At 71.3% G+C, this 14582-nt stretch carries 9 protein-coding genes; 2 read left to right on the top strand and 7 right to left on the bottom strand.

From position 1 onward, the window contains the following. Positions 1-24: 24 nt before the first annotated feature. The 3 genes from ACFWI4_RS21315 to nrdR form a co-directional block, all read right to left on the bottom strand. On the bottom strand, positions 25-729 hold the full coding sequence (locus ACFWI4_RS21315; RefSeq protein WP_387198445.1) for a DUF6215 domain-containing protein: 705 nt from the start codon (positions 727-729) through the stop codon (positions 25-27). Between the two features lie 273 nt (positions 730-1002). Further along, the gene (locus ACFWI4_RS21310; protein ID WP_387198442.1) at positions 1003-3909 is read right to left on the bottom strand and encodes a vitamin B12-dependent ribonucleotide reductase; all 2907 of its coding nucleotides are present in this window, start codon (positions 3907-3909) and stop codon (positions 1003-1005) included. 160 nt (positions 3910-4069) lie between these two features. Then, positions 4070-4621: a transcriptional regulator NrdR gene (gene nrdR, locus ACFWI4_RS21305; protein WP_385401620.1), complete on the bottom strand. Its 552-nt coding sequence runs from the start codon at positions 4619-4621 to the stop codon at positions 4070-4072. Between the two features lie 519 nt (positions 4622-5140). Here nrdR and lexA point away from each other — a divergent pair. After that, the gene (gene lexA, locus ACFWI4_RS21300) at positions 5141-5917 is read left to right on the top strand and encodes a transcriptional repressor LexA (protein ID WP_103549644.1); all 777 of its coding nucleotides are present in this window, start codon (positions 5141-5143) and stop codon (positions 5915-5917) included. A 125-nt stretch (positions 5918-6042) separates the two neighbouring features. Here the strand turns inward: lexA and ACFWI4_RS21295 are convergent, their stop codons facing one another. From ACFWI4_RS21295 to ACFWI4_RS21280, 4 genes are all read right to left on the bottom strand, one after another. Continuing rightward, complete coding sequence (locus ACFWI4_RS21295; RefSeq protein ID WP_387198438.1) at positions 6043-8130, bottom strand: ATP-dependent DNA helicase; 2088 nt, start codon at positions 8128-8130, stop codon at positions 6043-6045. Between the two features lie 218 nt (positions 8131-8348). After that, on the bottom strand, positions 8349-9128 hold the full coding sequence (locus tag ACFWI4_RS21290; RefSeq protein WP_387198435.1) for a GNAT family N-acetyltransferase: 780 nt from the start codon (positions 9126-9128) through the stop codon (positions 8349-8351). Positions 9129-9237: 109 nt separating this feature from the next. Further along, positions 9238-11301, bottom strand: a complete 2064-nt coding sequence (locus ACFWI4_RS21285; RefSeq protein WP_387198432.1) for an IucA/IucC family protein — start codon at positions 11299-11301, stop codon at positions 9238-9240. A 105-nt stretch (positions 11302-11406) separates the two neighbouring features. Beyond that, entirely contained in the window at positions 11407-12873 is a 1467-nt protein-coding gene (locus tag ACFWI4_RS21280) for a diaminobutyrate--2-oxoglutarate transaminase family protein (RefSeq protein WP_387198429.1), read from the bottom strand. 349 nt (positions 12874-13222) lie between these two features. On the opposite strand from ACFWI4_RS21280, the gene ACFWI4_RS21275 reads away from it, so the two are divergent. Continuing rightward, on the top strand, positions 13223-14458 hold the full coding sequence (locus ACFWI4_RS21275; protein WP_387198426.1) for a trypsin-like serine peptidase: 1236 nt from the start codon (positions 13223-13225) through the stop codon (positions 14456-14458). Positions 14459-14582 lie beyond the last annotated feature (124 nt).

Below are 14582 nucleotides of genomic sequence, written 5' to 3'. Positions count from 1 at the left end.
CGAGGGGCGCGTCCACGCGGGCGGTCAGCCGCTCTTCCAGCCCGGGATCGTCGGCAGCACCAGCTCGGCGACGCGGAACAGCGCGGCGTCGTCGGGCACCACGTCGTCCTGGCGCCAGACGGCGATCTCGAACGAACCGCCGCCCCCCTTGGCGTCCTTGGCGACCAGCAGGCTGCGCGCGATGCCGCCGGGGCCGCTCGACGCCTTGCCCGAGCCGAACGTGAGGGCGATCGTCCGGTCCGAGTAGAGGACCGCCGGGTGACCCAGGATCTGCCTGGGCTCCGCCTTCGGCAGCAGATCGAGGCCCTGGGCGACGGACAGCCTGTCCTCCGAGGCCGACAGCTTCACCGAGTAGGTCTTCAGCGTCACGTTCGCCTCGGGGCTGGCGATCTTGGTGCCACCGTCGAGGGTGATCACGCTGTCGTTCCCGTCGGCGGTCAGCGCGTGCTCGTCGGGCGTCCCGAGGAGGGTCGGCAGGTCCGAGCGGTTCAGCGCCTGGCACAGCTGCTCGCCGGAGACACGCTTCGGCTCACCGGAGACGTGCTTCGGTGGCGGCGGGGTGCCGAGCCGGCCGGAGCACCGGGCCGGGTCGTCGGTGCCGTTGGCGTTCGGAAGGACCCGCGAAAGCCCCCATATGCCCCCCGCGACACCCCCGACCAGCACCACCGCCGCGACGGCCTGGACCCCCGCGTTCAGGCCTCTCTTCGATCCGGCCACCTTGTCCGCCATGTCCCCCGCCCTTCCCCGCGCGCTCCCTGCGCGCGGAGGGAGACTAGCCGTTGATCGTTTCGGGGGAAAGGCGAATTCCGCGACGGTCCGGGAGCTTCGCCCCGCGGTGCGCGGCACGACCGGGGCGTGCCCCGCCCCCGCGGGCGGGGACACCTCCACGACAACGCCGAGGGCGGTGGAGCCGACTGCTCGCTCCACCGCCCTGATCAGCTGCTTCACGCCCTCAAGGCGCCAAGTGTCAGCCGCTGTCCTTCACCGAACCTGCGTCCGGTGTCAGCTGCAACCGCTCGTCGAACCGCAGCCCTCGCAGATGTAGCAGGACCCGGCCCGCTGCATCTTCGTACCGCAGGAGAAGCAGAGCGGGGCGTCGGCCTGGATGCCCAGCTGCATCTCCACCAGCTCGGCGCTGGTGCGCGCCTGCTGCGCGGCCGGCTCGGCCGCGACCTTCTCCGCCTTCGGGGCGGCGACGGCCTTCAACTCCTGCGCGAGGGGCGCCGACTGGGCCAGGCCCTCGACGTCCACCTCGTCCTCGGCGGGCTCGTAGGAGCCCGTCTCCAGGTGACGCTGACGCTCCTCGGCTGAGTGGATGCCGAGCGCGGAGCGCGTCTCGAAGGGCAGGAAGTCCAGCGCCAGGCGGCGGAAGATGTAGTCGACGATCGACTGCGCCATCCGCACGTCCGGGTCGTCCGTCATGCCGGCCGGCTCGAAGCGCATGTTGGTGAACTTCGAGACGTACGTCTCCAGCGGCACTCCGTACTGGAGGCCGACCGAGACGGCGATCGAGAAGGCGTCCATCATGCCCGCGAGGGTGGAACCCTGCTTCGACATCTTCAGGAAGACCTCGCCGAGACCGTCGTCGGGGTACGAGTTGGCGGTCATGTAGCCCTCGGCGCCGCCGACCGTGAAGGAGGTGGTGATGCCGGGACGGCCCTTGGGCAGACGCTTGCGGACCGGGCGGTACTCGACGACCTTCTCGACCGCGGTACGGATGGTGTCCTCGGCCTTCGCCGTGACAGCGTCCGTCGCGGACTTCTCCTTCTCCTTGGTCTTCGCGGAGAGGGGCTGGCCGACCTTGCAGTTGTCGCGGTAGATCGCGAGCGCCTTGACGCCCATCTTCCACGCCTCGAAGTAGACCTCTTCGACGTCCTCGACGGTCGCCGTCTCCGGCAGGTTGACCGTCTTGGAGAGCGCGCCGGAGATCCACGGCTGGATCGCGGCCATCATGCGGACGTGGCCCATCGCGGAGATGGAACGCTCGCCCATGGCGCAGTCGAAGACCTCGTAGTGCTCGTGCTTGAGGCCGGGCGCGTCGATCACGTTGCCGTGCTCGGCGATGTGGGCGACGACCGCCTCGATCTGCTCCTCCTGGTAGCCCAGGCGGCGCAGGGCCTGCGGGACGGTGCCGTTGACGATCTGCATCGAGCCGCCGCCGACCAGCTTCTTGAACTTGACCAGGGCGAGGTCGGGTTCGAGGCCGGTGGTGTCGCAGGACATCGCGAGACCGATGGTGCCGGTCGGGGCGATGACGGAGGCCTGCGCGTTGCGGAAGCCGTTCTTCTCGCCGAGGCGGATCACGTCCTGCCAGGCCTCCGTGGCGGCGGCCCAGATCGGGGTGTCCAGGTCGTCCACGCGGACGGCCGAGGTGTTGGCGTCGGCGTGCTGCTTCATGACGCGCTGGTGGGGCTGCGCGTTGCGGGCGTAGCCGTCGTACGGGCCGACGACCGCGGCGAGCTCGGCGGAGCGCTTGTACGACGTACCGGTCATCAGGGAGGTGATGGCGCCGGCGAGCGCGCGGCCGCCGTCGGAGTCGTACGCGTGGCCGGTCGCCATCAGCAGGGCGCCGAGGTTGGCGTAGCCGATGCCGAGCTGGCGGAAGGCGCGGGTGTTCTCGCCGATCTTCTCGGTCGGGAAGTCGGCGAAGCAGATGGAGATGTCCATCGCGGTGATGACCAGCTGGACGACCTGGGCGAAGCGCTCGACGTCGAAGGACTGGTGACCCTTGCCGTCGTCCTTCAGGAACTTCATCAGGTTCAGCGAGGCGAGGTTGCAGGACGTGTTGTCCAGGTGCATGTACTCGCTGCACGGGTTCGAGCCGTTGATACGGCCGGACTCCGGGCACGTGTGCCAGTGGTTGATCGTGTCGTCGTACTGGATGCCCGGGTCGGCGCAGGCCCAGGCGGCCTCGGCCATCTTGCGGAAGAGGGACTTGGCGTCGACCTTCTCGATGACCTCTCCGGTCATGCGCGAGGTGAGGCCGAACGTTCCGCCCTCCTCGACCGCCTTCATGAACGTGTCGTTCACGCGGACCGAGTTGTTGGCGTTCTGGTACTGGACGGACGTGATGTCGTCGCCGCCCAGGTCCATGTCGAAGCCCGCGTCGCGCAGGGCGCGGATCTTCTCCTCTTCCTTGACCTTGGTCTGGATGAAGTCCTCGATGTCGGGGTGGTCGACGTCCAGGATGACCATCTTGGCCGCGCGGCGGGTGGCGCCGCCCGACTTGATCGTTCCGGCGGAGGCGTCGGCGCCGCGCATGAAGGAGACAGGACCCGAGGCGTTGCCGCCCGAGGAGAGGAGCTCCTTGGAGGAGCGGATGCGGGAGAGGTTCAGGCCGGCGCCGGAGCCGCCCTTGAAGATCATGCCCTCTTCCTTGTACCAGTCGAGGATCGACTCCATGGAGTCGTCGACGGCCAGGATGAAGCAGGCGGAGACCTGCTGGGGCTGGGGGGTCCCGACGTTGAACCAGACAGGGCTGTTGAAGCTGAAGATCTGGTGCAGGAGGGCGTACGCCAGCTCGTGCTCGAAGATCTCGGCGTCGGAGGGCGAGGCGAAGTACTTGAAGTCCTCGCCGGCCTTCCGGTACGTCTTCACGATGCGGTCGATGAGCTGCTTGAGGCTCACCTCGCGCTGCGGGGTGCCGACGGCACCGCGGAAGTACTTGCTGGTGACGATGTTGACCGCGTTCACCGACCAGAAGCCGGGGAACTCGACGCCACGCTGCTCGAAGTTGACCGAGCCGTCGCGCCAGTTGGTCATGACGACGTCACGGCGCTCCCACTCCACCTCGTCGTACGGATGCACGCCGGGGGTGGTGTGAATGCGCTCGATGCGCAGTCCCTTGCTGGCCTTGGCTCCGCCCTTCGTGCGGGAACCTCGTGCCGGACCGCTCGCCGTCTCTGTCATGCCGCCTCCCTGTAACAGGCTAAAACGCGCTCAAGTGCCGCGAACTTCCCGTGGCACGGTGTGTCTGATGCAGCGCGCGCCGTTGGTACGGCCGTGCGCTGCAAGTCTGTGGTCGCCGCCCGCGGGCGGGCTCCGATGCCCCGAGGGGGCTGGGCCGCGGTCAGTCGGCGGCGGTGGCGGGCACGGGAACCTCCACGGTTCCGCCGGGCCCGTCCTCGATCTCCTGGCGCACCGCGTCCGGGACGTCGTCGTCCGCGGCGGGGCGTTGATTCACCTGCCTGAGTTCCGCGATGGCGGCTTCGAAGTCGTCGAGCGAGTCGAAGGCCCGGTACACGGACGCGAACCTCATGTACGCCACGAGGTCGAGTTCCTGCAAGGGTCCGAGTATGGCCAGCCCCACGTCGTGGGTGGTCAGCTCGGCGCTTCCGGTGGCTCGCACGGCCTCCTCGACCCGCTGCCCGAGCTGGGCGAGCGCGTCCTCGGTGACGGGCCGTCCCTGGCACGCCTTGCGCACTCCGTTGATGACCTTGATGCGGCTGAAGGGCTCGGTCACACCGGAGCGCTTCACCACCATCAGGGAACACGTCTCCACGGTCGTGAAACGACGGGAGCAGTCGGGGCACTGGCGGCGCCTGCGGATCGACGTGCCGTCGTCGGTCGTACGACTGTCGACGACGCGGCTGTCCGGGTGCCTGCAGAAGGGGCAGTGCATGGCTCCAACCCTCCTTCACAGCACGACTCAGAAACCCCGGGGGACCTCACGGGCCCCTCGAAGCAGCCTCCAGCATAGGCGATGCTCGACGGTCCGGAGACCGGGGGGACCACAACTTCTGGGATGCCTTCGCAATCCAACCACTAGATGTGGGGATCGACTCGTGAATTCGCCCACGACGCGCGTGTCGTACACGTAAGGGCACGTGCCGCACAGGCATACCCATCCCGGACACGCGGGGATAGCGTGGCCGACGCACGGAAGGAAGCCGCATCCCGGCCCTCCGACCGCCGGATGGCAGACTGGGTGACGGCCCAGGTCAGCCGGTACGGCCGCCGCCTCCGGCGGTGAAGGGTACAGCAATGGGGCCTTTTGCCCACGAGGCGCACCACCAGGCCATACACCCAGACACATGCTCACGTCAGGCAATTCGCTTTTTTTCACTCGAACGTGTGTTTGGCGCAACCTTTCGAAAGCAACTACCGTTGTCCAGCAGGGAGACCATCGAGAGGGGCCGACGTGACCACGACCGCAGACAGCGCCACCATCACCGCCCAGGACCGCTCCCAGGGCCGACTCGAGCCGGTGCATGTGATGAACGAAGCCGCGAACCATGAGGGGCCAAAGCGCTCCCTGCCTGGCCGACCTCCAGGCATCCGGGCCGACAGCTCGGGACTCACGGACCGGCAGCGCCGGGTGATCGAGGTGATCCGGGACTCCGTGCAGCGGCGCGGCTACCCGCCGTCGATGCGGGAGATCGGGCAGGCCGTCGGCCTCTCCAGCACCTCCTCGGTCGCCCATCAGCTGATGGCGCTGGAGCGCAAGGGCTTCCTGCGTCGGGACCCGCACCGCCCGCGCGCGTACGAGGTGCGGGGCTCCGACCAGTCCTCGGTGCAGCCGACGGACACGGCGGGCAAGCCGGCCGCGTCCTATGTGCCGCTCGTCGGCCGTATCGCCGCCGGTGGCCCGATCCTCGCCGAGGAGTCGGTGGAGGACGTGTTCCCCCTCCCCCGCCAGCTGGTCGGCGACGGAGAGCTGTTCGTCCTGAAGGTCGTCGGTGACTCGATGATCGAGGCCGCCATCTGCGACGGGGACTGGGTGACGGTCCGCCGCCAGCCCGTCGCCGAGAACGGCGACATCGTCGCCGCGATGCTGGACGGCGAGGCCACGGTGAAGCGCTTCAAGCGCGAGGACGGCCATGTGTGGCTGCTGCCGCACAACTCGGCGTACCAGCCGATTCCCGGTGACGAGGCGACCATCCTCGGGAAGGTCGTCGCCGTCCTGCGCCGGGTGTGACACCGCGACGGGCGGTCCGCCGCCTCCGCCCCTGACCGGGCCCCGGAACCACTGCGCCGGTTCCGGGGTCCTGTTCGTTCCGGCCCGTCCGTCACCCGACGGCTGGGCGGACTCCCGAAGGCGCCCTACGCGCCCTCGTCCTCGTCCTCGTTCTGGACCTCGACACCGGTCTCGGTCCCGTCGGTCTCGGTCCCGTCGGTCTCGGCCGTCCTGCCCGCCGCCTCGTCGGACCTCGCCGCGGACTCCTCGGCCGTCCTGGCCGTCTCGTCGATCGCCGCGAGGGACCTGCGGACCTGGTTCGGGTCCGTGGTGTACCAGAAGTCGGGGAGCGAGGCCTTCAGATAGCTGCCGTAACGGGCCGTGGCCAGACGCTGGTCCAGTACGGCGACGACACCCCGGTCCCCCGAGGCCCGTACGAGACGGCCGGCGCCCTGCGCCATCAGGAGCGCGGCGTGCGTGGCGGCCACGGCCATGAAGCCGTTCCCGCCGTTCTCCTCGACCGCCTTCTGGCGCGCGCTCATCAGCGGGTCGTCGGGACGGGGGAAGGGGATCTTGTCCATGACGACCAGCTGACAGCTGGGGCCAGGCACGTCCACGCCCTGCCAGAGCGAGAGCGTGCCGAACAGACAGGTCTTCGGGTCGGCCGCGAAGTTCTTGATCAGCTCGCCGAGCGTCTCCTCGCCCTGGAGCAGGATCGGGTACTCGGGGATCCGGGTCCGCAGCTCCTCCGCCGCGAGCTGGGCCGCGCGCATCGAGGAGAACAGACCGAGCGTACGGCCGCCGGCGGCCTGGATCAGCTCGGTGAGCTCGTCGAGCATGTCACCGCGGTCGGCGTCGCGGGCGGGACGGGACAGATGCCGGGCGACATAGAGGATGCCCTGCCGTGGGTAGTCGAACGGGGAGCCGACGTCGACGCCCTTCCACTGCGGGAGGTCCTCGCCCTCGGTGCCCTCCGGGGCGAGCCCCATCGACGCTCCCACGCCGTTGAAGTCGCCGCCGAGCTTGAGGGTCGCCGACGTCAGGACGACGGACCGGTCGGCGAAGAGCTTCTCCCTGAGGAGCCCGGACACGTTCATCGGAGCGACCCTGAGCGAGGCGCCGAAACGGTCGTGCCGCTCGTACCAGACGACGTCCCACTCCGAGCCGTTCGCGATGCGCTCCGCGACCGCGTGCACGGACTCGACGGACGCCAGCGCCTGCTTGCGTACGGCGTCCTCGTCCTGGACGGACTTGTCCCGGGTCGAGCCGAGGGCGGTGATCACCGTGCGGGCGGCGTCACGCAGCGCCATCAGCGCGTACCCGAGGTCCTCCGGGATCTCCTCGAGGCGGCCCGGGAGCGCCAGCTCCATCAGCCGCTCGAAGCCCTCGGCGGCGGTCTGGAGCTGGTCGGCGGCCTTCTCGTTCACGAGCTTCGCGGCACGGCGGACGGCACGGTTGACCTGCCCCGGGGTCAGCTCGCCGGTGGCGACACCGGTGACCCTGGAGACGAGCTCATGGGCCTCGTCGACGATCAGCACCTCGTGCTGCGGCAGGACCGGCGCGCCCTCGATGGCGTCGATCGCGAGCAGCGCGTGATTGGTGACGACGACCTCGGCGAGCTTGGCCCGCTCGCGGGCCATCTCGGCGAAGCACTCCGCCCCGTAGGCGCACTTGGTGGCGCCGAGGCACTCACGGGACGACACCGACACCTGGCTCCAGGCCCGGTCGGAGACGCCGGGGGTGAGGTCGTCGCGGTCGCCGGTCTCGGTCTCGTCCGACCAGTCACGCAGCCGCAGCAGATCCTGTCCCAGCTTGCTGGTGGGCGCGGCCGCCTCGAACGGGTCGAAGAGGCCCTCCTCCTCGTCCTGCGGCACGCCCTCGTGCAGGCGGTGCAGGCACAGATAGTTCGACCGGCCCTTCAGCATCGCGAACTCGGGGCGGCGGCGCAGCAGCGGGTGCAGCGCGTCCACGGTGCGCGGGAGGTCGCGCTCCACGAGCTGGCGCTGGAGCGCGAGGGTGGCCGTCGCCACGACGACCCGCTCGCCGTGCGCGAGCGCGGGGACCAGGTAGCCGAGCGACTTTCCGGTGCCGGTGCCCGCCTGGATCAGCAGGTGGGAGCTGTCGTCGATGGCGGCGGCGACGGATTCGGCCATCGTCACCTGGCCGGGGCGCTCCGTGCCGCCGACGGCGGTGACGGCGGCATGCAGGAGTTCGGGGAGTGAGGGCTTTGTCATAGCGCTGCCAGCCTACGGGGCGCCACTGACAACCGGGTGATCAAGCCCGGAACCGACGGCGTGGCCGGGCCGCGCCGGGGCCGGGTGATCACGGACGCGGAAGGGCCGCGCGAAGCGAGTGCCTTCCGGGCGTCCGGGGCGGTGGAGGGGTGGGACACGAGGACTCCTCGGCGATGAACCGGCCGGGACGACCGGCCGGCGGACCAGGGACGGCGGCTCTACAGCAGCTCGCGCAGGGCCCGGTCCCGGATCATGAGCGCCGCTCGCTTGCCGGGCAGATCGATCTCGGCGGAGAAACGGAAGCCTCCGCTCAGGAAGGCGGACACGGAGGGCGTGTTGCGGAGGTCGGGTTCGGCGACGACACGGGCGCACGCGGGACGGTGGTCGAGTACGTGGTCGGCGACGACTCTGAGCAGGGTGGAGCCGAGTCCGCGCCCGCGGTCGGCGACCCCGCCGATGAGGAGGTGGACGCCGGTGTCGTGGGGCCGGGCGGGGTAGTGGCGGGCCAGGGGGTCGAGATCGGCGCGGTAGATCTCCCAGTAGCTCATCGGGACGCCGTCGAGCACTCCGAGGCAGGGGACGCTGCGTCCGTCGCCGTCGAGCTGGCGGAGCAGATGGTCCTCGACCACGGCCTCGGGCCCCGCCAGCTCCCAGAACTCGGCGACGGCGGGGTCGTTCATCCAGCGGTGCACGAGCGCCAGGTCGCGGCCGGCCCGCACCGGCAGGAGCTGGAGGACGCCCGCGGGTGTCTTGGCGGGTCCCCAGCCGCCGACACGGTCGAGCAGGTCGCTCCCGTCCGGCGTCGGGTCGGCGGCCCCTTCCGCGTATCTGCCCGGGCCCCACTCCTGACCTCTCGCCGAGCCCCCGCCCCCGGTCTCGTCCCCCGGTCCGGCGCCCCGCGCGAACAGGGCGATCAGCTCGTCGGACAGGCGCAGGTCGAGCGTGTCCTCGCAGTCCGTGCCGGTGCCGGGGTCGGTGCTCTCATCGGTGGGAGGCACGACGACGCTCCTCTCGGGAGACGGGGTGGGTCGTGTTCCCCACGGGTGAGGAACGTCGGGCGTCAGGAATGAAGGGGCCAGGAATACAGAGGGACACGGATGAAGAGGCTCAGGAATGAAGGGGGTTGGAGATGGTGACGTAGACGGACTGGGTGTCGACGGGGCCGACGAGCTCGTCGAGGCCGTGCAGCCGGGTGAGCAGGTTGGCCTTGCAGCGCAGGACGGGCGAGTCGAGCAGCAGGGCGGGCAGCGGGGAGCGCAGCCGGGCCGGGCCGGTGACCGCGCCGCCGAGGAAGCGCCGGAACGCGGCGAGCAACAGCCTTTCGTCGGCGAGCCGTTGGGAGCCGAACGCCCCGATGAGGCCGAGGACGTTGTTGATGCCGAGGTAGTAGGCGAAGCGTTCGTCGGTGACCGCGTCGGAGACGAACGTGTCGCTGCGTGCCCCGATGCCGGGCAGCCGGCGGTCGAGTTCCGCGCGCCGGGACTCGCGGAAGTAGTAGCCCTGGTTGTCACGGTAGCGGCCGCCCGCGGGCCAGCCGTCGGCGTCCAGCCGGAGCAGGGTGTTCTGCTGGTGGGCCTCCAGCGCGATGCCCGCCTCGCTGTCCAGCCACAGCACGGGGCGTACGACCTGTTCGAGGTAGCGCAGGAACCACTCGGTGGCTACGGCGCCGCGCGGCCGGCCGGTCCTGGCCGCGAGCCCGGTGACGATCGCGGCGAGCCGGGAGCGCATGCGGGGACGGTGTTCCACCGGGTCGGGCGTCCCGGGTCCCGCGTACGGCCTGGGTGAGACGAGCCCCGCGACGCAGCCGATGTCGTCCGCGGGTCCGAACGGGTTGTGGCGGATCATCACGTCGAGCCCGGGAACGGGGTTGCCGTCGTGGCCGTCGACGGCGAGCCAGGCCGGGTCACGGACGATGTCGAAGCCGGGGTGGACGGACTGCCACTGCTCGGACAGGCCGCCGCGCAGCAGGCGGTGCACCTCCGCGCCGCGGTGGAGTTCCTTGCGGAGGTTCTCGCGCCGGGAGTTGGTGATGCGCAGGCCCAGCGACAGTTTGAGCATCGCCGGGGCGCCGGTGCGGTAGACGGTGCGGACGGAGGAGGTCGGATGCCATGGGGCGCCCCACGGGCCGAGGTCGCGGAGCAGTCCGGCGTCCATGAGTGCCGCGGTCCCGGGGCGGTGCGCGACCTCGCGCATCTGCCAGGGATGCAGGGGCAGTACGGCGGTGAAGCCGTCCGGGAGGGAGAGTCCGGGCCCGGCCAGCCGCAGGGTCAGCTGCGCGGCCGACACGGGGCGGCCGCGCTCCGTCCACGCCGAGTCGGAGGCCAGCACCGAGGGGGCGACCGCCATCCAGTGCAGCGGGAAGGAGCCGCGCGACTCGGGTGAGTAGAGCGTGCCTTCCGCGTCGGAGAGGCAGTCGCGTCCCTTCGGGGTCGGGTGCAGGGGGTGGCCGAGGAGGAGTGCCTGTTCGGCGGCGAGGAAGTGGTCGGAAGGGTCGGCGGGGTGCTCTCTGCGGTCCCTGATGAACACCGCGGTGCGCCGGACCGAGTCGGCGACACGGCCGACGAGATCGGCGCCGTCGCCGGCCGGATTGTCCGGGTGACTCGTGTCCGTGGAGTTGGTGTTGGTGTCGGTGGCAGGGGCTGTGCCGGGGGCCGTCTGCCGGGCGATCAGGGCGGCCACCGTCACGGCGTCCACGGCGGGCGCCTGTTCGGGGGCGCCCGCGAGGAGGGGGAGCCCGAAGCGGTGCCAGCCGGCCGGGGACCAGTGGTGGACCGGAACGAGCAGGGTCGCTCCGCTGGCGGGCAGCGCGATGCGGAGGGTGCCGTCGTGGGGAGCAGGCAGGTCGTTCTCCCGTACCCAGCAGCGCAGCAGGTTCTCGACCGCCGCCGCGTGCGCCGCCGTCCGGATGTCCGGGTGATCCAGCGGGTCGTCCGGCTCCGGCGGACCGACGGCGACCACGCCCGGCTCCGGCAGCACCGCGGCACCCCGACCCGCATCGGACAGGCCCACGGCCCCCGGGCTCGCATCGGACAGCACCGCGGCACCCCGGCCCGCATCCGGGAGCTTCTGCCGGGGAAGGGACTCCGGTCCGGACAGCTGTGGGAGAGGGGTTCCGACGGCCGCTCGCTCGTACGGGGAGGAGGGGCTGTCCGGTGCGGGGGTGGCGTTCACGAAGGGTTCCTTGCGGGTCGTTCGGGCTCGTACGGTGACGAGACCGGGGCGGAGCCGGGGTGCGCCGGGCTCTCGTGCGTTCCTGGTCGACGGCTGGGCCCGCGGTCAGGGAGGACCTCCGGCACCCGGCGCCACGTCCCTCCCGGACCGCCGGTCACCGGGAGCCGCCGCGCTCACCGCGCCCACGGCGTCGGCCAGCCGGTCCAGCACGGCGGACGCCTGCTCGTCGCTGATCGTCAGGGGAGGCAGGAGCCGTACGACGCTGGACCGGCGGCCTCCGAGCTCCACGATCAGGCCTCGGCGCAGACACTCCCGCTGGACGGCGGCGGCGAGTTCGGGGGCGGCGGGGAGGGGTCCGTCGGGACCGGGACGCGGTGTCCCCTCGGGGTCCACGAGTTCGAGGCCGATCATCAGCCCGCGGCCGCGCACGTCGCCGATACAGGGGAACTCCGCGGCCAGCGCGCGCAGTTGCTCCAGCATCCGGGCCCCGACGGTCGCCGCGCGCTCGGCGAGACCGTGCTCGCGGACGTACGCCAGGGTGGCCGTGCCGGCGGCCATGGCCAGTTGGTTGCCGCGGAACGTGCCGGCGTGGGCGCCGGGCTGCCAGACGTCGAGGTCGTCGCGGTAGACGATGACGGCGAGCGGCAGGCTGCCGCCGATCGCCTTGGACAGCACCATCACGTCCGGGGTGATGCCGCTGTGCTCCACGGCCCAGAAGGTGCCGGTGCGGCCCACGCCCGTCTGGACCTCGTCCACGATCAGCGGGATGGACCGGTCCCGGGTGATCTCGCGCATCCGCCGCGTCCAGGCGTCCGGCGCCGGGATGACCCCGCCCTCGCCCTGGACGGGTTCGAGGATCATGCCGGCGGGCAGCGGGACACCCGATTTGGTGTCGTCGAGCAGGGACTCCGTCCAGCGCGCCCCGAGTTCGGCGCCGCGGTCGCCGCCGACGCCGAACGGGCAGCGGTAGTCCTGTGGATAGGGCAGGCGCGCGACGCGTACGTCGGTCGCGCCGCCGGACGCTTCGAGCGCCCCCGCGGTCATCCCGTGGTAGGCGCCGGTGAACGCGAGCAGGCCGGAGCGGCCGGTGGCCGCGCGCACCAGTTTGAACGCGGCCTCGACGGCGTCCGTCCCGGCCGGTCCGCAGAACTGGATCCGCGCGCGCTCGGCGAAGCGCGGCGGGAGCGTGCCGAACAGCTCGGTGGTGAAGGCGTCCTTGACCGGGGTCGCGAGGTCCAGGACGTGCAGGGGCGCCCCCGAGTCGAGGACCTTCCTGATCGCCTCCAGGACGACGGGGTGGTTGTGCCCGAGGGCCAGGGTCCCGGCTCCGGAGAGACAGTCGAGATAGCGGCGCCCGTCGGCGCCCTCGATCGTCAGCCCGCGGGCCCGCACGGGAACGATCGGCAGGGAGCGCGCGTACGTACGTGCCGCCGATTCGCGCGCCGACTGGCGCCGCAGAATGCCCTCGTGCGCGGCGCGCGCCCGCTCGGCCGCTCCGGCGCCGGTGTCCCGCGCCCCCTCGGCTTCCCCTGGCGCCCCCACCGGCACCACCGCTGACTCGGTCACGGCCACGACTTCAGGTCCTCCCGCTGTTCAGAGGCGAGTTGGCAGGAGGGTCCGGACGCAGACGGCAGGCCCCCCGTACGTACCAACGACGCCGGCCGCGTTGGGAAGCGGGTGGATTCCCTGTTCCTTACCGGTTCTTTGCCGGGGTCGACCGGCGCCCCCGTCTCCGTGACCGCCCGTCAGGAATCAGCGGGTCGCGGCGGGAACTCCCCCGTAGCGGAACCGTTGCCGTTCCGTCGGGCACCCCGTATGACGACCGCATAGTCTGTGATGCCGTTCGGCCGTGCCGGACGAACCGCTCAGGCGCCCGCAGCCGCACCGCACCGTTCCCATACGTTTCAGGGGGAGTTACACCATGCGACCCATACGCCCGCCCTTCGCCGCCCGTCGAGGCAGGAGCGCGCGCCGCAGAACGTCCCCCGCCCTGGCCGCCGTCGGCCTGGTGGCGGCCCTGACGCTGACCGCCACCGCCTGCGACTCGGGCGGCGCCGACACGGCGAGCGGCGCGCCCACCGCCACCGCCTCCTCCCAGGGCGGCGACGGCAAGATCCAGATCCCCGACGACATCAAGAACAAGCTCAAAGAGCACGGCATCGACCTCGACAAGTGGAAGGGCGGTGCCTGGAAGAACTGGGACAAGGCCGAATGGCTGCGCCAGGCCGACGACTTCGTCAACCCGATCATCAAGGGCCTCTGGGACCCGGCCCGGATGCGCCGTGCCGACGACCCCGACAAGAACAAGGGTGTCGACGACAACGACCTCAGCGGTGACCAGGGCGTCACCGACCCGACCCCGGCCCCGGTGACGGCGCAGGCCGTGAAGACCTCGTACCACGCGAACGTGCCCGTGGCGGGCAAGGTGTTCTTCGACGCCCCCGAGGGCACGATGGTCTGCTCGGCGACCGTGGTCGAGGACCCGGCGCACCCGGGCAAGTCCAACCTCGTGTGGACCGCGGGCCACTGCGTGCACGCCGGCAAGAAGGGCGGCTGGTACCGCAACATCGCCTTCGTCCCGTCCTACAACGACCAGGGCCGGACCGAGGCGCAGTTGGAGAACGCCCCGCGCCAGGAGGTCGCTCCGTACGGCGTGTGGTGGAGCGACTGGGCGCAGACCTCGGACCAGTGGATCGAGCAGGGCGGCCCGACGGGCGGCCAGGGGGCCTCGTACGACTACGCGGTGCTGCATGTGACGCCGGAGAAGGGCAGCGGCGGCAAGTCCCTGGAGGAGACCGTCGGCGGGGCGCTGCCGGTGAACTTCAACGCTCCGGCCGTGCCCCAGGTGTCGAGCATCACGGCCACCGGATACCCGGCCGCGGCGCCGTTCGACGGCCAGAAGATGTACCAGTGCACGGACCGGCCCGGCCGTCTGTCGGTCGCCCAGTCCGACCCGACGATGTACCGCATCGGCTGCACGATGACCGGCGGTTCCTCGGGCGGCGGCTGGGTGGCCACGGGTTCGGACGGCAAGCCCGCCCTGGTGTCCAACACCTCGATCGGCCCGGTCAAGTTCGGCTGGCTGGCGGGCCCGCGGCTCGGCCCCGTGGCCAAGGGTGTCTACAACTCGGTGAGCGCGAAGTTCGCCGGACGCTGACACACCCGGTGTGACCGGGACCAGGGCAGGCGTGACCCGGGCCGGTGGGCGGTTCTCGCCTGCCGGCCCCTCCCGCCTTCCCGTACCGCCGACACGGCGAAGGCCCGCCCCCTCGGAAGGGGGC

This window comes from Streptomyces sp. NPDC127038 (assembly GCF_042725875.1).
GTDB lineage: Bacteria > Actinomycetota > Actinomycetes > Streptomycetales > Streptomycetaceae > Streptomyces.
This window is presented reverse-complemented; position numbering and strand designations above follow the sequence as displayed.

Excerpts from the sequence above, each read along its gene's own strand:
- ACFWI4_RS21315 (WP_387198445.1), bottom strand. The coding sequence starts at position 729 with ATGGCGGACAAGGTGGCCGGATCGAAGAGAGGCCTGAACGCGGGGGTC.
- ACFWI4_RS21310 (WP_387198442.1), bottom strand. The coding sequence starts at position 3,909 with ATGACAGAGACGGCGAGCGGTCCGGCACGAGGTTCCCGCACGAAGGGC.
- nrdR (WP_385401620.1), bottom strand. The coding sequence starts at position 4,621 with ATGCACTGCCCCTTCTGCAGGCACCCGGACAGCCGCGTCGTCGACAGT.
- ACFWI4_RS21295 (WP_387198438.1), bottom strand. The coding sequence starts at position 8,130 with ATGACAAAGCCCTCACTCCCCGAACTCCTGCATGCCGCCGTCACCGCC.
- ACFWI4_RS21275 (WP_387198426.1), top strand. The coding sequence starts at position 13,223 with ATGCGACCCATACGCCCGCCCTTCGCCGCCCGTCGAGGCAGGAGCGCG.